General features: G+C 41.7%; 13 protein-coding genes. All 13 read right to left on the minus strand.

What is annotated here, in order from left to right:
• Positions 1–500: 500 nt before the first annotated feature.
• The 13 genes from J3P43_RS00090 to J3P43_RS00150 all read right to left on the minus strand — a co-directional run bounded on the left by J3P43_RS00090 (position 501) and on the right by J3P43_RS00150 (position 24607).
• Positions 501–6395 (minus strand): galactose-binding domain-containing protein, encoded by a 5895-nt coding sequence (locus tag J3P43_RS00090; protein ID WP_255897719.1) that lies wholly within the window; start codon positions 6393–6395, stop codon positions 501–503.
• A gap of 838 nt (positions 6396–7233) precedes the next feature.
• Positions 7234–7512, minus strand: a complete 279-nt coding sequence (locus J3P43_RS00095) for a hypothetical protein (RefSeq protein WP_255897720.1) — start codon at positions 7510–7512, stop codon at positions 7234–7236.
• 436 nt (positions 7513–7948) lie between these two features.
• On the minus strand, positions 7949–8824 hold the full coding sequence (locus J3P43_RS00100) for an N-acetylglucosamine kinase (protein WP_255897721.1): 876 nt from the start codon (positions 8822–8824) through the stop codon (positions 7949–7951).
• A 342-nt stretch (positions 8825–9166) separates the two neighbouring features.
• Positions 9167–10048: a sugar phosphate isomerase/epimerase family protein gene (locus tag J3P43_RS00105; protein ID WP_255897722.1), complete on the minus strand. Its 882-nt coding sequence runs from the start codon at positions 10046–10048 to the stop codon at positions 9167–9169.
• Positions 10049–10138: 90 nt separating this feature from the next.
• A complete protein-coding gene (locus tag J3P43_RS00110; RefSeq protein WP_255897723.1) occupies positions 10139–11023 on the minus strand; it encodes a hydroxypyruvate isomerase family protein in 885 nt (294 codons plus the stop codon).
• Positions 11020–12276, minus strand: coding sequence for a nucleoside permease (locus J3P43_RS00115; RefSeq protein ID WP_255897724.1), 1257 nt, complete (start codon positions 12274–12276; stop codon positions 11020–11022). Before J3P43_RS00115 ends, J3P43_RS00110 begins: the two co-directional genes overlap by 4 nt.
• A gap of 64 nt (positions 12277–12340) precedes the next feature.
• Entirely contained in the window at positions 12341–12787 is a 447-nt protein-coding gene (locus J3P43_RS00120) for a c-type cytochrome (protein WP_255897725.1), read from the minus strand.
• A 380-nt stretch (positions 12788–13167) separates the two neighbouring features.
• Complete coding sequence (locus J3P43_RS00125) at positions 13168–13737, minus strand: gluconate 2-dehydrogenase subunit 3 family protein (RefSeq protein WP_255897726.1); 570 nt, start codon at positions 13735–13737, stop codon at positions 13168–13170.
• 18 nt (positions 13738–13755) lie between these two features.
• Complete coding sequence (locus J3P43_RS00130; protein ID WP_255897727.1) at positions 13756–15435, minus strand: GMC oxidoreductase; 1680 nt, start codon at positions 15433–15435, stop codon at positions 13756–13758.
• Positions 15436–15682: 247 nt separating this feature from the next.
• The gene (locus J3P43_RS00135) at positions 15683–19543 is read right to left on the minus strand and encodes a galactose-binding domain-containing protein (RefSeq protein ID WP_255897728.1); all 3861 of its coding nucleotides are present in this window, start codon (positions 19541–19543) and stop codon (positions 15683–15685) included.
• A gap of 529 nt (positions 19544–20072) precedes the next feature.
• Positions 20073–20198 carry a hypothetical protein gene (locus J3P43_RS00140; protein ID WP_255897729.1) on the minus strand — a complete coding sequence of 42 codons (126 nt, stop codon included), beginning with the start codon at positions 20196–20198 and terminating at the stop codon, positions 20073–20075.
• Positions 20199–20667: 469 nt separating this feature from the next.
• Positions 20668–22914 (minus strand): glycoside hydrolase family 3 N-terminal domain-containing protein, encoded by a 2247-nt coding sequence (locus tag J3P43_RS00145; RefSeq protein ID WP_255897730.1) that lies wholly within the window; start codon positions 22912–22914, stop codon positions 20668–20670.
• A gap of 388 nt (positions 22915–23302) precedes the next feature.
• Positions 23303–24607, minus strand: a complete 1305-nt coding sequence (locus J3P43_RS00150; RefSeq protein WP_255897731.1) for an acetylxylan esterase — start codon at positions 24605–24607, stop codon at positions 23303–23305.
• Positions 24608–24850: the final 243 nt, after the last annotated feature.

Here is a 24850-nt window from a genome sequence, read left to right on the forward strand (position 1 = left end):
AACTGTTTTGACAGCAGACCTTCGACTACTATAAAAATCCGACAGCACAAAACATGTGAAAACTGAGTAGTGATTTTTCATATGTTATGAATTGGTTTATTTGGCTTGCAAGTGTATAAACAGGGAATTACTGATTCTCTTTTATCCAAACACTATCTAAACTTAAGGCTTTGAGCATCAAAGATCAATATTCGAGAGCTAGCAAAAGCCACTTTTCCTATCGCAATCGCTTGTGTAATCGTTTTCGAGAGATAGAAATTTTTTAGCTTAACTAGACCTTCAAGTTCTAAACATGAAAACAGAAGACCTAAGATGTCAACAAATTCCTTAACACCCTTGAGATCAGGTTAGTAGTTGTAGACTAGTCCTATAAAATAAATATCCGAGTAACTGCGTCAAAAACAAATGGCTGAATAACCATTTGCTTTTCAAATGAGTTATTCAGCCAAATATCTGACGTTATACAAAGGCCACTCAGTTATGCGGCTTTTCCCAAAAAGCTATTGCTTCAGGATTTTTTTAGTAGTTACTCCATCACCATTTTTTACAGTTAATAAGTATAAGCCCGGAGTAAAACCCTGCATAGATATACTCTCGGTAGATTTCTCCAATGGCAAAGAGAGGAGCAATGTTCCTGTGAGATTATACAACTGCATGGTAGCACCGGGTTTCAACGAGCTTACAGAGACTTGCAGTACGGATTCAACCGGATTTGGATAAACGCTAACCACATTGGAATTGGCTGTTTCAATCTCTCTTAAGTTGGAAACAGTGGCAACTGATTCATCAGCGTCTTTTGAATTCGAAGCTAGCCCCACACCACAAGTACCTAGGCGATCACCGTGATTTAAATGCTCCTGTACAGCATTTCTGGAAATACAAATCTCTTTCCCGTTGTGACAAACTTTTACTTTATCATTGTTATTCCCGCAACGCACATCTTCTACTTTAATTGTAATAGAAGCTGTAGTAGAACAGCCCAGGGCATCCACAACTTTAACCGTATACACTCCTGCTGAATTTACTGAGAGAGATGAGGCTCCTGCGACATCATTCCATAAATAAGTATAAGGTCCGGTTCCGCCTGATGGTAAAGCATTAATAGTTAGCGACGAGGGACCATACCCTAAATACAAGGTATTCTTCTCATCCACATTGGGATCCATGGCGTAAACATCAGGAATACTTACTGTAACAGCGCTGTTGATTACCACATTGGTTTCAGTCCTTGTTTCATTACCATGACCATCTTCAACAAGCCATTCAATTGTGCTAACACCAGTATTAAATTGACCGCTCGCGTCGGCGCCGCTTCCACTTCTGGTTGTAGCGCCGCTAATAGAATAGCTAATAGTTGTTGTTCCGCAATTGTCTGTTGCCGTTAGTGATGGAATGGTATACGTTCCATCTGCACTATAACACTGAACCGGCACTTCAGGTCGGTGGGTAATCTCTGGTGCACTTACATCTTTAACTACTACACTTTGATTTTGAGTTGTAGTATTGCCATTACCATCATCAAAGGTCCAGGTAATGGTATAAGTTCCCTGCTGGTTATAGGTCAGCGGGTGGTTTGTTGAAGCGGTTAATTTACCTGCACAAGCATCTGTTGCTGTTGGTGCTGTTACCGTTACAGAACATTCGCCATTTACCTGTGGAAGTTCAGCTATATCAGGTACTGGTTTAGTAGCATCGCTTATAGTTAATGTGCCATTTACATAACTTATCTGGTAATTTGAAAGTCCAGAACCTTGTGCATTGGCAGCAACAATCGCGTAAGTTCCTTTACTTCCGCTTTCAGCAGCGCTTTCACTTGTCAGCAGAACAGTATTCACCTTATCTGCCGCAACTAAGCCTGCTACGGTAAAATCTGTGGTGCCTAAATTTATAGCTACCCCACATTCCTTTGTCTGGTTACTGGCAGTAACAGCTAATGCTTTCGGGCTTATACGGAATGTTGCCTTGGCTGAGACTGGCTTGTAAGAAGTATTTCCCGCATAAGATGCCTCGACTATATAAGTGCCTACATTTACAGGAGCACCGTTAATAACGTTACCGATTGTATCCTTATAAGTAAAGCTTAAAGCCGGACTTAGCTTATCTTCAATTCCACCAATACCATATGCATAACCAGATACTGCACGTGGTTTACCATCATAAATATAGTTGGCCTCTTCCAGTTTAATCGTTGCCGGTCCATCAGGTTCAGTTCCATAGATTTCTGTTTCATTAAGATGGAACCAGTAAGTACCTTCAGAATTTGCGCCGGTCAAGCTTATTTTAACATACCGGTTGGTGTTGTCGGCTATATCTAGAGTTTGAAATCCAGCGGTTAAGGCAGTGTTTCCTGACCAAACCTGTGTCCAGGTACTGCCATCTCCCATCTCCACCTTAATTGGATTAGTTCGGGTATTACCGCTAAACAACATCAGTTTGAGATAATTAACTGTCTTATATGAACCTAAATCATATATAATCCAGGTGCTGGACACTGCTCCGCTTCCTGACCAACGGGTTGTGGTATTGCCGTCATAAGAGTGTTCTTTAGGGTTGGTGGCGTCTGAGAATCCCGCGGTAGACCCGGTAATAATCAGTTTAACAGGACCTAAAGTAGTGGCGCTGGCTTCATTTGACCAGGCAGAACTTCCATTACTCCTTTCTGATCGTACACGATAGGTATAAGTGGTACTCTGTTGTAAGCCGGTGTCGGAAAATGACGTTGCGTTAGCCGGTGCATTGCTTAAAAAAACATAGTTTCCGGTACCTTCTTTTCGTTCAATCCTGAAGCTGGTTTCATCATTGCTATTATCCGTCCATGACAGATTGATCCCATTAAAGCCTGAAGCGCTCGCTTTTAAATAAGCTGGTGCTGTAGGATCAGTTCCATAAATTTCGGTCTCAGTAATTCCGAACCAGTAAGCGCCCTCAGAATTCGCACCTGTCAGGCTTATTCTAACATACCGGTTGGTGTTATCTGCGATATCGATAGTCTGAAACCCAGCCGTTAAGGCAGTATTTCCCGACCAAACCTGTGTCCAGCTGCTGCCATTTCCCATCTCCACTTTAATGGGATTAGTTCGGGTACTGCCACTGAACATCATCAGTTTGAGATAATTGACTGCCTTATCTGCCCCTAAATCATAGGTAACCCAGGTGCTGGACAATGTCCCGTTTCCTGACCAACGTGTGCCGGTATTACCATCATAAGAGTTTTCTTTAGGGTTAGTGGCATCGTTGTATCCCGCTGTAGATCCGGTAATAACCAGTTTCACAGGAGGTGTACCAAGAGTAGTAACGCTGGCTTCATCTGACCAGGCAGAACTTCCATTACTGCCATCTGATCTTATACGATAGGAATAAGTGGTACCTGGTAATAAACCGTTTTCAGAAAATGATGTTGCGTTAGCCGGTGCATTACTTAAAAACACATAATTACCGGTTCCTTCTTTTCGTTCAATCCTGAAACTGGTTTCATCATCGCTAACGTCCGTCCACGAAAGATTGACACCGTTAGAACCCGAAGCACTCGCTTTTAAATTCGTTGGTGCTGCACTTTCTGTTCCATAGATTTCCGTTTCAGTAATATGGAACCAGTAAGTGCCCTCAGAATTTGCACCGGTTAAAGATATTCTAACATACCGGTTGGTATTGTCTGCTACATTTATTGTCTGATAACCCGCCGTTAAGGCAGTGTTCCCAGACCATACCTGTGTCCAGGTGCTGCCATTTCCCATCTCCACCTTAATTGGATTAGTTCGGCTATTTCCGCTAAATATCATCAGTTTGAGATAATTAACCGTCTTATCTGCACCTAAATCATAGGTAATCCAGGTGTTGGACAATACTCCGCTTCCAGACCAACGCGTCGCAGTATTGTTATCGTAAGAGAATTCTTTACCGGAGGTCTGAAATCCTGCTGTAGATCCGGTGATAACCAGTTTGGCAGGAGCTATACCAGTAGTGGTAGCGCTGGCTACATTGGACCAGTCAGAACTTCCACTAATACCGTCTGAACTTACCCGATAGGAATAGGAAGTACCCGGTATTAGGTCGGTGTCTGAAAAAGACGTTGAGTTAGCTGGCGCATTGCTTAAAAACATAAAGTTCCCAGGCCCTTCTTTTCGTTCAATCTTAAAGTGGGTTTCATTACTGGTATTATCTGTCCATGACAGATTGATCTGGTTAGGGCCCGAAGCACTCGCCGTTAAGTTTGCCGGCGCCACGGGTGCCGGGCCCGAGCCCACAAAAATGCCATTGCCATTAGTGCCTATAAATACCCGCCCATAGACTACACGATCAGCGGCCATTGAATTGGGTTCATTTCCCATTTTATACGAAGCGTTGTCGATTTGGGTCCAGGAGGCACCGTTATCATTTGAGCGGAAAACGCCGTCTTTTATATTGTTTACTGTTCCCATTACATATACTGCCGGTTCTGTAGATAAAGCTTTTCCAACAGACATTAATCTGGCATCTTGAACATTAGCGATTTTTGTAAAGGATGCCCCTGAATTATCAGAATACCATAATCCTGCTGCTTGTAACGAAACCCAGATATGTCCTTCTTTATCTGGCACGGTTTCCACCTTCAAAAAGGATATACTAGTTAATACTGGCAGGGTAGAAGATGCTATGGAAAAGCTAGCTCCACCATCTGTGCTTACATAAAATTTTCCGTTTTGGTAAGCATAGAATTTATCGCCATTTACTTTATCCGCAGCTATTGGATTCGGGCTGCCTCCATCAAATATATTTGAACCAGGAACTAACCCTGTAGGCAAGCCTGAAACTGCCGTCCACGAGCCTCCACGGTTTGTGGAGCGATAGGCGGAGCCGCCCTGCCCTACCCAAATCATGGTCTCGCTTTTTGCAGAAACAACTATCCTTCCTCCGGATGTACCAGGAGGGTACGTACTAAAAATGGTGTAATTGTCACCTCCATTGGTGGAGTATCCACCATAAGCTGAACCGCCCCATCCTTTTCTTCCTACTCGAGCAATAAAATTCGGATTAGTTTCCTGAACAGCCACTCCTACCATATTTCCCGACAGCCCCTCTGGTGTCCATGGAAAAAATGCAGCCATGCTTTTTGTTGGTGGTTCGGTGATTGATTTATGATCAAATCCTCCAAGATCTGCTCCTCCGGTTAACAATTTATTTGGGCTACCTGCCGGAGGGCATAAAATAGTTCCCATCGTTACAAATTCTTCTAGATCAACTACTCGCCCTTTCCACTGCACCGTAGACGCCCATACATCGGTAGTCTGATAAACGGCAAAAATATCGGTAAACCAAACATGCCCGGCGTTGAAAGGATCAAAGACGAAATCCGTAATGTTTTTTGCAAAATGGTCCGATGTTTTAAAAGGCATTTCAGAAACATCAAATGATCTGGCGAACCTGTCCCAGATTAGTCCTCCGTCCTTACTCCGGAAGGTGGGACTGTCCCAGGAATGTACGTTCACTATTACCTCCTCGCTGTTGTGAGGATTTACATCTACTCCAATGTAGTCTGCAGACGCTTGCGGGGTAAACTTTGACCAGGAACTTCCGTTCCATTTAAAAACTCCGCTGTTGGTATAGTCAGTATCTGTACCACTTTCCCTTATTCCAGCCGTTACATACATGGTGCCATTAGGGTGAATAGCCGCTCGTCTCACTTCAGACGGACTGCCCGGCATGAGCGTAAATGTCTCTCCGCCGTCTGTACTCAGGTAAACGCCATCATGGCATCCGATGAAAATATTCTTCGTTACCCCTGATATCATGCCTCCGCTAACATCGAAAGCAATAAATCTTCCATTAAGCGCATTGACCTTGCTCCATGATGTTCCAGAATTAACTCCCTTGTAAGTACCATCTGCATGCGAGGTTACATACACCACCGAACTGTTTTGAGGATCTACGACAATCCGGTCTCCACCGCGTTTATCCTGAGCTGAGTTGGCAGCAACACGGATAGTAAGGCCTGCATCAGTCCAGGTTGTTCCCCGGTCTGTTGATTTAATCACTTTTCCCGGAGGCGACCAGCCGTTGGCGTAATCAGCCATTTTGCCGACCGTGGCATACAAGATATTTCCCGTAGCATCCTGTGGATCAAAGGCAATATTTCCACATGCACTGTTATTTTGCTGGCTAAGCGGCACCCAGTTTAAAAGGCCCTCCCACTTTTGAGCATTGTGATTCCAACGGTAAGGGTTCCCCACATCCGTAGTGGCAAAAAACAAGTTCGGGACTTTCGGATGCGCTTTAATGCTGGTTACGCTTCCACCGCCGCCAATGCGCACGGTTGACCAGCTGGTCTGAGCGTCTGCTTGCAAACTATATCCTAATAACAGGATAGTAAGCAAGAACAAACTCAGCTGAAATCGTTTCTGAGGTAATCGTTTTCTCATCTTTATTAATTAACAGGTTTATATTTAAGAATTCATACAGTGGATTAGGTTCATAAAAGCGTCCTCTTTTCCTTCGCTATCAGGGTTTAACTTACATATCCCACCCCGAAACGGTAATCTCAATTCGGATGATGAAGCGACATTAGACTCGGGTTGCGTGGGAGCAGCACAGGAAGAAGAATCTGTAATTTTATAGTAACTTCCTCGGTAAATGGGCTTGTATATCTCACCTTGCCCTGGGTTTAGTGCTTTTGTCAACGGTCGTTTAAAACAGAATCCATCTGACAGCACAAAACATGTGAAAACTGAGTAGTAATTTTTCATATGTTATTAATTGGTTAATTGATTTGCGGGTATTTATCAATAAGGAATTTCTCAATCCTTTTATTTAAATACTGTCTAAACTTATTGTAATAAGAATAAGAAATCAATATTAGAGAGCTGCCCAAGGGCGTTTTTCCTATCGCAATCGCTTGTGTTATCGCTTTCGAGAGATAGAAATTTTTTAGCCAGCAAAGCAGTTCATGGTAAAACCGACAGTTATATCAGGAGTTAAATGTTCAAAAAACAATAAGCTTGAACTTTTAAAAGACTGGTATTGAGAAAAAAACAATGCTGTTTCTGTGATGACTGCGACTATAATTCACTCTCCATTATTAAAACTTTAAGGCTTTAAGAATGCGAGAATTATCTGTGACGAAGTACCAGTCCTTTCCAGCACTGACAGTACATTTATTAATAATTGTTCTGGTGTAGCTTGCTATCGGCGAAATAAATAAAATTCTTCTCCTATACTTGTCGAATCGATGTTGCCTTTTTCTTTACAGCTTTCTTCCTTTTACCCGAATACTTTTTTCAATAAGATCCACGCCTTCAGCTGCGATGCGGTTGCCGAAATGAACAAATTCAATTGCTTCAGATGGTTCTTTGGAAGCATTGATATCAGTCCGCTGAATACTGATAGCAGGTATTTCCCCCCATTTCCTGCCACAGTTTCATTGCTCAGATTTCGAGGATGTTTCAGCAGAGAAACCATCGGCCGTATCGGCTTAGCAGGACGGCCAAAGCCTCCTCGGTAGGATTTTGCAAAACTTTTTACAAATACGGAGCAATTCATTTTACCTGCCAGAATAATGAAGAGCAGAGATGGTTTAGCTATTCTACAAACGTGCTGCAAAAGGATAATTGGGCGGCGTTTTATTCTTTTGTAGCATTTTATCTGCAAACCTATAAGCTATTTCTACAAATCTTGCCGATGTTTATTCCCCATTTTATCCTTTTTTGCACATAAAAAATGCAAGAACGGCAGTTCCACTTTTATCGGAGCAAATAAGGAGAGAAATTTCAGCATAGAAAGCAGTCACTAAAATGTTAAAACTGAATTAATTATAAGGGTTCGAATAAGGCTAGTAGTTAGGGTATATTACGTTTAATGTTATCAGTTCAAGGAAAAGGCGGGAAGATCTCATAAAGTCAGGTACTTCAGTCCCATTTACTATATACATGATATATTCATCCTTTTCTAACCCTGCATTCAACACTTATAGAACGCATTATATAGACCCAAGAACTTTATCCATATTTTCCATTTGAAGCTTATGACAATTTACCAATTCTTTGATCGGGGATTGTATTATCTTCCCGATTTTCATATTATGTTTTTCGGCAGAACTGTTTAAAACACTTTTAAAGTGGTATGCAACGGATCCTACAGCGTTTAATTCATATTTTTCATAATTAGGATATAAACAAACCAGATTTGTAAAAAATTTATCAAAAGATTTAGAGACGAGTTTATACATATGCTCGTCTTCAAGATTTTTATACACAAATTCGCTAAAACTCGCACAGAAACGATTCGCTAACGGTTGTGAATAAATTTTATCTAAAATGTCTTCTTTTGACAACCTGTAAGTATCCTCAAAGCTTTTAATTATTGCAGGTGGAAGTGTTCCTCTTATATAATCGACCAAAAATTTCTTTCCAATGTAGCAACCGCTTCCTTCGTCGCCCAGAACATACGCAGCAGAATCAATGTGATAAGAGATTTTTGCACCATCATATAAACACGTATTTGTCCCCGTGCCTAAGATGGAAACAAAGCCTTGGTTGAAACCTAACAGAGCTCTGCATGCGGCTAAAAGGTCATGATCGACAAAAATCTTAGCAGATACAAATATTTTTCTAAAAGCATTTTCTAAGATCGATGATTTTGCTTTATCGTGGATACCAGCGCCATAAAAGTAGACCTGCTCGATCAATTCGCATTCAATGTGGGACGGTAAAGCTTTTGAAAGCGAAGCTTGAACATATTCACCATCCACGAAATAGGGGTTGTATCCTTCCGAATAAAAATATTCCGAATTTAGCTGGTTATCAACTAAACACCAATGGGTTTTTGTAGAACCTCCGTCTGCTATAAGTATCATTATATATTGTTTTTTAAAATAATCTTAATGTATTTACACTCTATCGCACATATTGCTGAATTATCTTCCATTCCACTGCCCGGTTAATGAATACGGTCTATGTACTATTCGCTAATAGTAAAAACTTTTACCATACATGCTAGTCATGTTTAATAGTTTCTTCAGATCGTTCTGAAGGGGCTAGTGATTATTAAATTTTCTGCGTTCAATCTGGCTACCGATTTGCCCATTCCCTCAATCGGCAGCGAATCAACCTGCCCGACCCTTTACTAAATAGCCAGTGCGAAATATCTAGCACCAGGTAGTTGGACTTTTAAACCTGAATCGAAGAATTTGTAATCCCTATTTAAGCAAAGTATTTTTGATATATTTTGAACTTTGAGTAATGCTTTGATAGGCATCCATTGAAAAACTTTCCTGCTCCATAAAAATGTGCTTTACGCCTGACAGTTTTTGATGTTGAAATATCCTTTTAAAATTGATACTGCCAGATCCAATCTCTGTATTTCGCTCAGGTTTAGCCTTATCCATATCTTTAACGTGCCACAATGCAAAACGGCCAGGATGTGCTTCAAACAATTTTACCGGATCATGTCCCGCACGCACAACCCAATACAGGTCCATTTCAAACTGAACAAGTGCAGGATCGGTTTCCTTCAATAACACGTCATATAATACGGTTCCATTAATTGGCACAAATTCAAAATCATGATTATGATATGCCAGCTTCAGCCCGGAGGCTTTACACATTTCTGCTATCTTATTGATCTTTCCGGCAAGGGATTTAAAATCATCAGATGTTTTTCTGAATTTTTCATTTGTAGATGGAACAACAATATAGTTTTGTCCTAATCCATGCGCTGCTTCAATATACGCTTTAATACTGTCATCTTTCCCATCATTAAAATATTGATTCATATCATAGTGGCCGCTTGGAGATTTTAAACCATTATCACATAATATCGCTTTTAAAGCTTTTGAACTTAATCTCCAAAAATCATGTTGTTTGGTATCGTAACCAAAGGTTTCAATTTCCTGATATCCAGCTTTAGCAATTTTGCCTATAACTTCTTTTACATCTTTTCCAATATACTCGCGCAGGTTGAATAATTGAAATCCTATTTTTAAGGATGATGGCCGGGCAAAAAGCATGTCGGGTTTAAGAAGCAGTGCGCTTGCCGACAATACCCCGGCTTGCTTCAAAAATGCTCTTCTCTTTGTCATTGTTGATAGTTTATGTTTTATATAATGTTTTTTAACTCATTCAATAAATGAACTTCTGGTTGAATAAAGATTGTTTTAAACTAAGTTTCTTTATACGTCACAGATCTGCACAGCTTTTCTCAAGGAAGCAATTTTATCCTCCTGTACTGGAATAAATTCCTGGGCGACATACCCTTTAAATCCAGTCTCCTTAATTGCTCTCATAATTGCAGGGTAATTCAGTTCTTGAGTTTCATCAATTTCATGCCTTCCTGGAACGCCTGCTGTATGGTAGTGCGCAATGTATTGATGATTTTCTTTGATGGTATGAATCACATCTCCCTCATCAATTTGCATGTGGTAGATATCATAGAGTAATTTGAAGTTCTCAGAATCCAAACGTTTTACCAATTCAACGCCCCATGGAGTTTTGTCGCACTGGTAATCTTTATGATTAACTTTGCTGTTCAAAAGCTCCATAACAATCGTCACATGGTACTTCTCTGCTATTGCTAAAATTTGCTTTAAGCCCTCTGAACTATTTTTCAATCCGGTTTCATCATCCATTCCCCTACGGTTACCACTAAAGCAGATTAAATTTTTGTAGCCTGCTTTTGCTACCATAGGAATCATCTCTGAATACCTTTTTATAAGAGTCTGATGATTTTCTGTGTGATTCCAACCATCCACAAGGTTTATCTCGGCGCCATTACACATAGATGAGTAAAGGCTAAACTTTTTAAGCGTTGGCCAGTCTTTAGGTCCTACTAAATCAATGGCTTTTATACCTATTTCTTTAGCTACAGAGCACAATTCATCAAGTGAAAGAGAACTATAGCACCATCGGCAAACCGAATGATTGATATTTCCTTTGAGTTCTGACGACTTTTCGCCTCCCTGTGCTTGTTCTGATAGTAACATTCCTGAAGTGGTTAATGCAGCCGCTCCGGCTAAAATAGTTTTCACAGCCGTGCGACGGTTTTGATTTAAATTCATACTGCGGGATTTATGGGATCAACACTGATTAATTCTTCTTCGGCTGCAACAGTTTTATTAACAGCATTTTTATCGCTGAATAATATGGTAAACAACAGTAATACCACAGCCGCTATCAGCGCAGGGATCAACCAGATTATTTGCCAGTTATGCCCTTCTGTTGTTTGATAGGCATCTATTATTGGACCCGATACAAGAGAGCCTATAAGCATTCCAACTCCGTAAGTAGCCAGTGTAATCATGCCTTGGGCAGCACTTTTAAACCTTTCGCCCGCAAGGTTATCTGTATATATCTGCCCGGTAACAAAGAAGAAATCATAGCAAATTCCATGTAAAACAATTCCACCGATCAACATCCAATAATTCGGTCCGACATCGCCAAAGGCAAACAGAATATAGCGCAACACCCATGCGAGCATTCCTATTGCCAGCATCTTTTTCACTCCCAAACGAACGAAAAAGAACGGAATCAGAAGCATAAATAATGTTTCAGAAACTTGTCCGAGCGATTGCACCCCGGCAGCTGATTTCATTCCTGCTTCATTTAAGAAGAGATTCGTAAAGTTATAGTAAAACGCAAGTGGAATGCAAATAGCCACCGATGCAAGAAAAAACAACAGATAAGATCGGCTGCGAAGTAAGCGGATCGCATCCAGTCCTAATACATCTGTAAGTGTAGTTTTTGAATCTCCTTTTAAGGGAGGCGTGTCTGGTAATGTAAAACTTAGTAAACCCATTAATCCCGAAGCAATGGCTGCTATGCGGAAAGTTAAGGCCAACTGGCCGGTCTGCTCCCAGTTTAGCCATCCGATAGTCAATCCTGCAACGATCCAGCCGATAGTTCCGAGCACCCGAACAGGTGGAAACTCCGTACCTGGATCTTTCATTTGTCTGAACGAAACCGAATTCACTAATGCCAGGGTAGGCATAAACAAAATCATATAGATTAATATGCCTGGAAAGAATCCATCAAAGTTTGCTGAGCGGGATGCAAACCATAATAATACAGCTCCAGCCAGATGCAAAATGCCCAGTATTTTTTGCGCGGCAAAAAAGCGGTCGGCAATCAAGCCTATAATGAAAGGTGCAATAATAGCCCCAATGGATTGAGTGAGGTATGCTAAACTTATTTGGGTTCCGCTGGCGCCCAGATTTTTGCTAAGAAACGTTCCCAGGGTTACAAACCAGGCTCCCCAGATAAAAAACTCCAGGAACATCATGGTTGATAATTTAACACGGGTTGTAAGGGTCATGGTTAGTTAATTTTGGTGTATTACGGCGCGTTTGGTATTTAGCTAATCAGATATCCAATGCAGTTTAATCTAAAGACAAAATGTAGTTAGCCATTTCCTTTGCATCATTTTCGCTTACTGCAGGATGAGGACTCATTGGAACTTCACCCCAGACGCCGCTTCCGCCCTTAATTATTTTCCCAGCCAAATAATTCACATCGTTTTCATTTGCTTCATATTTTTTGGCAATTTCCTGATAGGATGGGCCTACAAGTCTCTGATCCTCTTTATGACAACCTAAACAGTCGGAAGCGGAAATGAGTTGAGCACCTTTGACATAAGCCCCGGTGGGAGGAGATTCTGCGGTACGATTAGCGCCAGTATGATTCATTGACGTATCTCCTTCTGATGGGGAGGAGAGTGTAGCCCGATCGCTTGCGGCCAATTTATCCTCATTATTTTCTGTTGTCGAATCATTTGTGCAGGCAGCTATTGCCGCACAAACACAAAACATTATTAAGGCTTTTTTCATGTTATTTGTGAATTCTATTTTAGTCCAAGAACTTTTTTATTAAATGAGGAGCTGTGGCCAGCTGAAGCAAAGTCATCAAATGATTTTTCAGTCACCCGTATATTCTACTAAAATTGCCCAGGCTCTGTCTCCTTTTTATAGGGTTATCTATTTGAGAGGCGATACGGTGAACGGCACCAACAAATGCACCGTCACCGCCGCCAATCATTCCTAACCAAGTTTTTTTGTCATTGCTATATTCTACTTAAATTGCCCAGGCTCTGTCTCCTTTTTATAGGGTTATCTATTTGAGAGGCGATACGGTGAACGGCACCAACAAATGCACCGTCACCGCCGCCAATCATTCCTAACCAAGTTTTTTTGTCATTGCTATATTCTACTTAAATTGCCCAGGCTCTGTCTCCTTTTTTGTATGGAACATTGCCAGAATATCTTCCTGGTATAGGTAGATATCTTAGGGCTTTTGTAGCTCCAATTTCCGAAGTAAAAAAACCTAACAGTATTAATTCCTTCATCATGCGGAAATAGTGAGAAGCATCTTCCTCTTTTTTGCTTTCCATGTATTCTTTTTGTTCAATATCCAACGCAGTTAAGAAGGCTGTACGATGCTTGGGGTCGCTTTCGATAAAATCCTCACCATATTGGCTTTTAAAGCTTTTGCTAAGCTTATCTAAACCATCCAAAAACACTTTCTGATCTTCAGGCTTATAACAATCCTTTACCATTACCGTCATAAAATCTCCAACTTTGGCTGCTTTTGCTCCAGGTGAACTTGTTTCTGGTAAGACGGTATCAGCAATTTCATTAAGTAAATTAACCTCATCCTGGCTAAACAACTCGCTTACCTGTTTGGGGGAGGGTTTACATCCTGTTTTCAGAAAAATATTGGCACCTATTATCGATCCTCCTAATAACCAGCCAACCCTCGTTATAGCTTCTCTTCTATCCATAGCGTTTAAATGATACGCTTATATATTTCTTCTTTTCATTTCACCAACGGCATGATCAACCGCACGGGCAGTTAATGCCATATACGTGAGTGATGGGTTTTGGCATGCCGAGGAGGTCATACAAGAACCATCAGTGATGTATACGTTGGTTGCATCCCATACCTGGTTATGCTGGTTAAGTACCGATGTTTTAGGGTCTCTGCCCATACGCGCTGTTCCCATCTCGTGTATCCCCTGACCCATTGAATAACCGGAATCATACGTCTTTACCTGTTTTATACCAGCTGCCTCCAGCATATCTTTGGCATCCTGCATCATATCAATGCGCATCTTTTTCTCATTTTCTTTGATCTCGCAATCAATAGCCAATACCGGCAAACCCCATTTGTCCTTTTTGCTTGTATCAAGTGTTACCCGATTTTCATGGTAAGGCAGGATTTCGCCGAAAGCACCTATACCCATACTCCACTGACCGGGTTCACATAGCGCATCTTTAAATGCTCCTCCAATAGTTAATTCAGCTATTTCACGACTCCACCCTTCGCGACTCGCCCTTCCCTGATAACCGAAACCACGGATATAATCGCGCTTATCTCCATCCAAATTGCGAAAGCGGGGTATATAAATTCCATTAGGCCGGCGCCCGAAATAGTATTTATCTTCATATCCTTCGGCAATGCCTGATGCTCCGCAACGAAAATGGTGATCCATCAGGTTATGACCAAGCTCACCGCTGCTGCTTCCTAATCCCCCGGGCCAGATGTCTGTTGCAGAATTCATCAACGCCCAGGTAGAATTAAGGGTGGAAGCACATACAAAAACAACTTTGGCAAAATATTCATAGGTTTGATGGGTTTCAGCATCAAGTACTTCTACTCCTTTCGCCTTTCTGCTATCCTTATCGTATAAAATTCGTGTAACTATAGAAAAGGGCCGCAGGGTTAAATTACCCGTAGCTACTGCAGCCGGCAATGTAGAAGATTGCGTACTAAAATAGGCCCCGAAATTACAGCCGAGAGAGCATTTACTTTGATACTGACAGTTAGATCTGTTATGGTGTGGAGCTGTGAGATTAGCACTACGGCCCATGATCATATGCCTGGTACCTTTATAATGTGCTTTAATGCGTGCAGCCACATCTTTTTCCACAACATTCATTTCCATAGGCGGCAGATATTCACCATCGGGTAATTGTGGTAAGCCATCTCTGGAGCCGTTGATACCTGCAAATTTTTCAACATAGCTATACCAGGGAGCAAGGTCACTATAACGGATTGGCCAATCAACAGCAATACCGTCTTTGGCATTGGCCTCAAAATCCATCTCGCTGAGACGATAACTTTGTCTTCCCCACATTAAAGAACGTCCACCCACGTGATAGCCCCGATACCAATCAAAACGCTTAATCTCAGTATAAGGACTCTCCCTCTCATTTACCCAGAAATCAAGATTTTTTTCGCTGAGCGCATAGTCTCTTTTTAATACAGGATAATCCTCAATCATTTTCTGTGTAGGTCCGCCACGGTGCGGGAAATCCCAGGGGTGTTTATTTGGAGAATGATAATCTTGAATGTGTTCAATATTGCGCCCTCTTTCGAGCATAATCGTTTTTAAACCTTTTTCAGTAAGCTCCTTAGCCGCCCATCCACCACTTATACCTGAGCCTACAACAATTGCATCATATGTGTTATCAGCCATGATCATTCAGTAGCAGTTACTTGGGTATTCTGCCATTCATTATCTTGTTCCCTTGTCAAATAACGGAATCTTTCAAACTTAGTAAGGCCTCCATAATTTTCAGTTCCGGTAAGAGGAATTCCCTTCTTTAGCAATTGCGGATATTCACACATTTTTGTAAAACACTAATTAGATAATGTATTTCATAAACTGTTTATTATGACAATAAAGAGGCTGACCCCTTTATGAGAACAGCCTCTTTACTAAACTATTGCTTCAGAACTTTTTTGGTAGTCACTTCATTTCCATTTTTTACAACTACAAAATATACCCCTGGGGTAAACCCATGCATGGATACATTCTCTGTAGAGTTCCTCAATGGCAAAGAGAGCAACAGTGATCCGGAAAGATTATAAAATTGTAACGTGGCTCCGGGCTGTAGCTTGGTTACTGAAACATGCATTTCCTGCCCTACCGGGTTAGGATAAACGTTAACCGAATTCGAATTGGTTGATTCAAACTCACTTAAAATTGCAGTTTCAGCCATTTTCGAACTGGAAATTGGCGCTGCAGATGCTACAGGGACATTTCCATAAATTTCCACTTCATTGATATGGAACCAGAAAGTGCCGTCAGAATTTGCACCTGTCAGGCTTATTTTAACATACCTATTGGTATTGTCTGTTATATCTATAGTCTGAAATCCAGCTATTAAGGCAGTACTTCCTGACCAAACCTGTGTCCAGTTGACGCCATCTCCCATCTCCACCTTAATCGGATTAGTTCGGGTATTTCCGTTATACATCATCAGTTTAAGATAATTAACTGTCTTATCTGCACCTAAATCATATATAATCCAGGTGCTGGACACTGCGCCGCTTCCTGACCAACGGGTCGTGGTATTACCATCGTAAGAGTTTTCTTTGGTGTTGGTTCCATCGTTGTATCCTGCTGTAGATCCGGTAATAACTAGTTTAACAGGAACAGAAGAAGTAGTAGCGCTGGCTTCATTTGACCATGCAGAATTTCCATTACTGCTTTCTGATCTGATACGATAAGAATAAGAAGTAACCGGAAGTAAGCCTGTGTCTGAAAAAGACGTTGCGTTAGCCGGTACATTACTTAAAAACACATAGTTCCCCGTCCCTTGTTTTCGTTCAATTGTGAAGCGGATTTCATTAATACTAATATCCGTCCATGAAATATTAATGCTATTGGAACCCGAAGTGATCGCTTTTAAATTTGCCGGCCCTGCGGGATCAGTTCCATAAATTTCCGTTTCATTAACATGAAACCAGTTAGTGCCTTCAGAATTTGGACCTGTCAGGCTTATTCTAACATACCGGTTAGTATTATCGGCTATATCGATAGTCTGAAATCCAGTTGTTAAGGCAGTATTTCCTGACCAGACCTGTGTCCAGGTGCTGCCATCGCCCATCTCCACCTTAATGGGATTAGTTCGAAGATGGCTATTATATAACATCAGTCTGAGATAATTTACCGTCTTATCTGCACCTAAATCATATGTAATCCAAGTGTTGGACAATACTCCGCTTCCTGACCAACGCGTAGTGGTATTGCCATCATAAGACTTTGCTTTGGTGTTAGTGCCATCGTCGTATCCTGCTGTAGAACCGGTGATGGCTAGTTTAACGGAAACAGAAGTAGTAGCGCTGGCTTCATTTGACCAGACAGAACTTCCATTACTACTTTCTGATCTTATACGATAGGAATAAGAAGTACCCGGTAATACGCTGTTGTCGGAAAAAGACGTTGCGTTAGCCGGTGCATTGCTTAAAAGCACATAGCTCCCCGTCCCTTCTTTTCGTTCAATCCTGAAGCTGGTTTCATTATTGGTGTTATCTGTCCATGAAAGATCGATCCGGTTAGCGCCCGAAGCACTCGCCATTAAAGTTGCCGGCGCAACGGGTGTTGACACGGAGCCTACATAAATTCCATTTCCGTTAGTACCTATAAATACCCTTCCATAAACTTCACGGTCAGCGCCCATTGTATTGGGTTCATTTCCCATCCTATAGTTCGCATTGTCTATTTGGGTCCAGTTGGCACCATTATCATCCGAACGGAAAATCCCAAAAGTATTGTTTACTTCTCCCATTACGTATACTGCCGGAATGGTGGATAAAGCTTTTCCAACAGACATTAACCTGACTGATTGAACGTTGGGGATTTTTGTGAAGATTACCCCTCCATCGTTAGAATACCTTAATCCAGCTCCATCTAACGCAAGCCAGATATGCCCTTCCTTACCTGGCACTGTTTCTATTTTTGCATAATTGTTATTTGTTATATACGGCAAGTTTGGATTTATTACGGAAAAGTTCTCTCCTCCATCTTCGCTTACATAAAACTTCGTGTAGTGATAAGCATAAAATTTATTGCCATTTACTTTATCAGCAGCTATCGGGTTCGGGTGGTTTGCAGTGAATATTCCACTACCGGGAACCATTCCTTGAGGCAGAGTGGTAATTTTCGTCCATGATACTCCGAGATCAGTGGAGCGATAGGCATAGCCGTTAGTAGAAAAGTAGGTCGCCGGCTGGGTAGTGGTATGGGTATAAGGTCCCTGCGCTACCCAAATCATTGTCCGGTTTGTTGCAGAAACAACTATCCGTCCGCCTGATTCACCGGGTGGGTAAGTAGGAAAAATTTTGTAATTCTCACCGCCATCCTCGGAGTACCCCCCATAAGGCGGACCGTACCATCCTCTTCTCCCTACTCGTGCAATAAACTTTGGATTGGTTTCCTGAACAGCCATTCCTACCATATTTCCTGACAGCGTGTCTGTTGTCCATGGAAAATGTGCAGCCATGCTTGTGGTTGGTGGTTCGGTAATCGATTTGTGATCAAATCCTCCAAGATCTGCCCCTCCGGTTAACAATTTATTTGGGCTCCCCGCCGGAGGGCATAAAATAGTTCCCCCCGTTACAAATTCTTCTAAATCAACTACCCGAGCCTTCCAGAGCACCGAAGAAGCCCATACGTTGGTAGTCTGATAAACGGCAAAAATATCGGTAAACCAAACATGCCCGGCGTTGAAGGGATCGAAGGCGAAATCCGTAATATTTTTTGCAAAATGATCCTCCCTTTTAAAGGGCATTTCAGAAACATCAAAAGATCTGGCAAAATTTTCCCAGCTTGACCCTCCGGTATTACTTCGGTAAGTGGGACTTGCCCACGAATGTACGTTCACAATAACCTCCTCACTATTGTGAGGATTTACATCCACTCCAATGTATTGCTCATTAATTGGCGGAGTAACATTCGACCAGGAACTTCCGTTCCATTTAAAAACTCCTTTGTTGGTATTTGGTTCCGGGGCTCCAGCAGTTACATACATTGTTCCATTAGCGTGAATAGCAGCTCGTCTCACCTCAGAAGGACTGCCTGGCATAAGCGTAAAATCCACTCCTCCATTTGTACTCCGGTAAACGCCATCGCTGCATCCGATGAAAATATTTTTCGTTACCCCTGCTTCCATGCCCCCGCTAACATCGAAAGCAATAAATCTTCCATTAAGCGTATTAATCTTGCTCCATGATGTTCCTGAATTAACTCCTTTGTAAGTGCCATCGGCAACCGAGGTTACATACACCACCGTGCTGTTCTGTGGATCTACGGCAATCCGCTCCCCACCGCGTTTATCCAGACCTGAATTGGCAGCAACACGGATAGTAAGCCCTGCGTCAACCCAGGTCGTTCCGCGATCGGTTGATTTAATCACTTTTCCCGGAGGCGACCAGCCGTTAGAGTAATCAGCCTCTTTGCCAACCGTCGCATACAGAATATTTCCGGTAGCGTCCTGAGGATCGATCGCCAGACGTCCACAGGCGGCATTATTGCGCTCGCTAAACGGCACTCCGTTTAAAAGGGGCTCCCACTTCTGAGCATTGTGGTTCCAGCGGTAAGGATTTCCTACATCCGTGGTTGCAAAAAACAAGTTCGGGACTTTCGGATGCGCTTTAATGCTGGTTACGCTTCCACCGCCGCCAATGCGTACGGTTGCCCAGTTGGTCTGAGCGTTTGCTTGCAAATTAGACCCTAATAATAAGATAGTAAGCATTAGCAAACTCAGGTAGGATCTTTTCTGAGGTAATAGTTTTTTCATTTGATTAAATTAAAAACAGGTTTATAATTAAGAATTCATTTCAGTTATTTGAAGCAGCTCCGGCAGAGACAAGTGATTCTCACGGTAACTCCGATATAGGCATGCCTCATTCTCCTTTACCCAAGTCGAATACTATTTTGTGAGCAGAGGTTTAAGCACAGAGTCAATCTGCCAAAGCACAAAACATAGTGAAACCTGAGCAGCGGCTTTTTTCATATGTCAATTAATTGGTTTAACTGGTTTTCAGGCGTTTACAGGAAAATTCTAATTCCCATTTTATATTAAACACTATCTAAACTTATGCCTTTAAGCCTAAAAAATCAATATTCGAAAGCCGGCTAAAGCCATTTTTTATATCGCAATCGCTTGTGTTATCGCTTTCGAGAGATAGATTTTATTTTAGCTTGCAAAGCAATTCATGGTAAAACGGGCTGCTATACCAGGGGTTAAATGTTAAAAAACAATAAGGCCGACACACTTAAAGGCTGGGGTTGAGGAAAAATCAAGACGGGTTTGGTGAAAATGGTAACTACGATTTACGCTCAACCATTAAAACTTGAAAGCTTTGAGATGCGATGTTTTGCCTGGATGAAGTACCTGCGTCTGTTAGCGATAGCTCGTTTCTTGATAGCAATGAGGGTGGCTCTTGTTCCATTTAAAGATCTTTTTGTTTATAGATCACTCCTCTGTAGACCTTTTATTAAGGAAGCAGCTTTTCTCTGCACCGAAATATTTTTAATCGATATACCAGAAGCTCCCTAATAATAATATAATGCTTCACTAGAACATTTCGGGTAACACGGGTTTTAAATCATTCGAATACTCCCGGTACTCCCATTAGAGGGAATCTGCCTCGACAGCTATTAACAACAAAAGCATCAATTCATTTAATGCTTTTGTTGTTTTAAATAACGTTGTTAGCCACCAGCCCAACTACCCAAAATTACTTATCAGGAGCTCAGCGCAACATTCGAACATCTTGAGCGGGAATGAAGCGTCTAACACTTCTTAGCCCGACGCTGTTAAAGCCACTGATAATAACAGAAATTAAAAATTCTTTTATCATGTAAATGAGTATAATTTACTGAGTACTAACAACGGTTTTGATAAGACACTACTTAAGGTTATCTATATTGAAAAGTACCGGTTTGGTCGCCTATTTGTACTTTAAATTCGCCGGGCTCGGTAACACGTTTTAAGTTTATGTTTATGAACGATAATTTATCGGGAGTGATCTTGAAATGAACCGTCCTTGTCTCGCCTGGTGCAAGGAAAATCTTTTCAAACCCTCTCAATCGTTTTGCCTCTGGCGTGATGGACGCAACCAGATCGCTTACAAACAGGAGCACAGATTCTTTACCTGCTATTTTGCCCGAGTTAGTTACATCTACTGATGCCGTTATGCTGCCTGAAGCATTAAGTGCATTTGAACTCAGTTTTAAATTCGAATATTTGAACGTGGTATAACTTAATCCATAGCCGAATTCCCATTGCGGATTATAACCGGCAGGATCCTGTCCTTCAAGCGTCTCTGTAAATTTGTGATAGTAGTTTATCAGGCTGTTAGATGCGCGTGGATAGGTATAGGGTAGCTTTCCGCTTGGATTGATTTTACCTGCAATTGCATCAGCAACAACATTGCCGCCTTCGTTCCCCAGCAGGTAAGTGTGTAATACGGCAGAAGCAACCGGTTCGATCTGTGAGATAATTCTTGGCCTTCCTTCGGTAAGAACCAGAACAATTGGTTTGCCCTTGGCCGCAAGAGCTTTGGCAAGTTCAATTTGCTGGCTGCTGATATTCAGATCATTTATGTTGCCCGGAGTTTCTGTATAGCTGTTTTCCCCAATACACAGAACAATCACATCGGCATTGGCAGCTTTTGAAACTGCTTCGTTTACATTTATTGCATTTTCAAAATTTACACCTTCCGTATAATCTACGTTATCGACCCCAAATACACTTCTGATGCCTTCTAAAATGGTGTTTTTAGTTATCTCGCTGGTATCAGAGTTAGTACCCTGCCAGTTTCTGCTCCAACCGCCGTTTAAAGCACGCATACTATTAGCCGATGGACCAGTAACCAGTATTTTCTTCCCGACCGATAAAGGAAGAACTGCGTTGTTGTTTTTTAATAACGTGATACATTCTGCGGCAATATCATAGTTAGCCTTATTGTGTTCAGCACTGTTGAATAATGGATAGTCTTCAGTGTTTCCGGTTGGGTTCTCGAAAAGCCCTAACTCATATTTAACTTTTAAGATTCGGGATACTGCATCGTTTACACGGCTCATCGGCACTTTACCCTCCTTCACAAGTTCAACAAGTGCTTCACAAAAGGTAAAATCCATAGGAACCATGCTCATGTCGATACCTGCGTTTACACCCATCATCACTGCCTCTTTATTGTCTTTGGCAACTTTATGGCGCTGATATAAGTATTCAATATCCTGCCAGTCGCTAACTACAAAGCCTTTAAACTGCAACTCACCTTTCAAAATATCTGTAAGAATGTGTTTATTAGCATGCACGGGTACCCCGTTGATCTCGCCGCTGTTTACCATTACCGATTTTGCTCCTGATTTTACAGCAGTAGCAAACTGAGGTAAAAAATATTCCCTCATTTCACGTTCAGGGATCCATGAAGGGGTTCTGTCATGTCCGCTAAGCGGCATGCTGTATCCCATAAAGTGTTTTAAACATGCAGCAACGTGATATTTGTCTGTAATAGCTCCATTTCCCTGGTATCCTGCGACTACCGCTTTTCCCATCTCGGCAACCAGGTAAGGATCTTCACCATATGTCTCGTATATACGTGGCCACATAGGCTGACGGCCTAAATCAAGAACCGGGCTAAAGTTCCAGGGAAGGAAAGAAGCCCTTGTTTCATAGGCCGTAATTTCAGCACCTTTCTTTGCCAATGAGGGGTTAAAAGAAGCAGCTTGCGCTATTTGGTGCGGGAACAGCACCGCGTCTGTAGTATAATTGTTCCCGCGGATGGCGTCAACTCCGTATATGATTGGAATTTTAAGCCTTTCCTGCAGTGCATGTCTTTGAATCGTAGCAATCCTGTTCCGCCAGTTTTCTTTCGTCTGAGCGTTTCCGCCCACATTCAAAATCGAACCAATCTTGTATTTTTTGATTGCTACAGAAAGCTTTTCTTCATCGATCTGATGTGGATATATGGGTTGTGTTCCATTAGCCATTTTAAGGAATGGCTCGATGGTAAGTTGAGTCATTTGACCCACTTTTTCTTCCAATGTCATTCTGGAAATCAGATCGCTTACCTTTTTATCGATAGATGACGAGGGAGTCTGCGCCTGTGAATTCAAGCTGATAGAAGCTCCGATAACCAGTACTGTTAATAGTCTCATGTATATTTATTTATTATTGAATTTGGCATACTATTGTTTAATCTTCCAGGTGCTTTATCGTGGTTGAAAGCGTTATGTAGTCCCTATTCTTCCTGGGAAGGATCGACCGAAATATTGAACGCGATGTACCGCCAACACCCAGAAGTTTAAACCAGCGATATAGTTACTGTTTTACATACTTAATCTCTACAGGTGAATATCCCGGCATAGTGAACAACTCTCAATGTTCTTGGTGTACCGAGAGTAAATGAGTGCCCTTGGCGAGGTAAACCAGACTCCTCTAGAACCAGAGGTTTGTTTAGCTGTGCTGCCAATGTCTCATACCTTTAAGATAATCTGCAGATATTTTATTAAATCAGGCAGACTCATCGAAATACCGGCCTGTCGATTAGCGCTTTGTTAGTTGATTATACAGCCAGGTCTCCATACTGCTTCTTTGTTCAGGATAAACCCAGTGCCCCGTATCAACAGCTAACAACAAATTTTTTGGTGCCTTAATCATATTATATGCAGCATACATTGATGTCGGTGGACAAATATCATCATTGAAGCCCCAGCTATACATTCCCGGAACTTTAATGTAGCGTGCAAAATTAACCACATCATAATACCCTGTTGTCGTAATTTTATCCTTTGTAGCAATTGCTGTGGTGGCATTTCCTTGTTTGAAAAAATGAGGCCATCCTCCTGCCCTTCCAAATAAAAAGCCGGTCATGTCGCTAAGCGCAGGATAAAACGCACCTAGAAACTTCACCCTTGAATCCAATGCAGCAGTTACAATTGACAATGCACCTCCCTGACTGCCGCCAGTAACGCCTAAATTTTTTCCATCGAACTGGGGTAAGCTTGTCAGGAAATCGTTCGCCCGAACACAGCCCATATACACTCTTTTGTAGTAGTACCTGTCGCGGTCTTCAAGATTAAAGGCGGGATATCCATTCAGCGCCCCGCCTGCAAGGTTAGCGTACTGACTAAGATCCATATTTACAGGAATACCATGAATACCAATCTCCAATGTAATCACACCCTTTTCTGCCATCACTACATCTCCACCATAGGGCCGTGTACCAGCCCCCGGCACTCGTAACAATGCGGGATATTTTCCTTCTTTTTTCGGCACACACAAAATACCGTACAGACGGGAGTCGGTCCGGAAGTTTTGCAGGTTCAGATGATAAACATTAACCTTTTCCGTGCACTTTTCAGGTAGCAGGGTCATTTTGGCGTCCATCGGGATCTTTGAGAGGTCACTCTTCGCTTTATCCCAAAATTGCACAAAATCTGACGGCAGGATGGCTGTAGGCTCAATCAGTTCTGGGTTAAAGGCAGCGGTAGATATACCCTTATAGGTTTTTCCGTTAACTTCTGCTATAACAACACAGCGCAGAAAGCCCGGGGTATTCATCGTCCCAGCGTTTATTTCAAATTCATCTTTATTTAAAATTAAAGAATCTGTTTTAACTGGCGGCATTAGTTCAGGCCCAAATTCATATTTGATCTTTACATCTTTTTGAGGGTTCCCAAACTGGAATACAGATACTTTAAATTTGACTTGCTCACCTATCTTATAAACCCAGGTATTATGGTCTGGACTGACTATGACTTTTACCATTTGCTCCGCAGGCTGAGCGAATCCCGCGGTGATATTGGCGATAAAAACCAAATAGAATATTAATAATTTAAGATTTTGCATCTAAAATAGTGCTAATTGTAATTGTTGATTAATATAATCAAAATTTTGAGTCAACGGCCGACCTTACAAGTGTTCCCTAGCTCAATGTTATTCTTACTGCGTTCTTGGGATTTAAAGCGTAAAGGACAGAAAGCAAGTCGCTTTTACAATATTTGGTGCTCTCACCGGTAAAATATTAACTGGTGAGAATACGCTCCGCTAATCTGCAAATGCTTCGTCGACTTTCCTGCCCCTAAAAAGTTA

This window comes from Paradesertivirga mongoliensis, from assembly GCF_024436395.1.
GTDB classification, from domain to species: Bacteria; Bacteroidota; Bacteroidia; order Sphingobacteriales; family Sphingobacteriaceae; genus Paradesertivirga; species Paradesertivirga mongoliensis.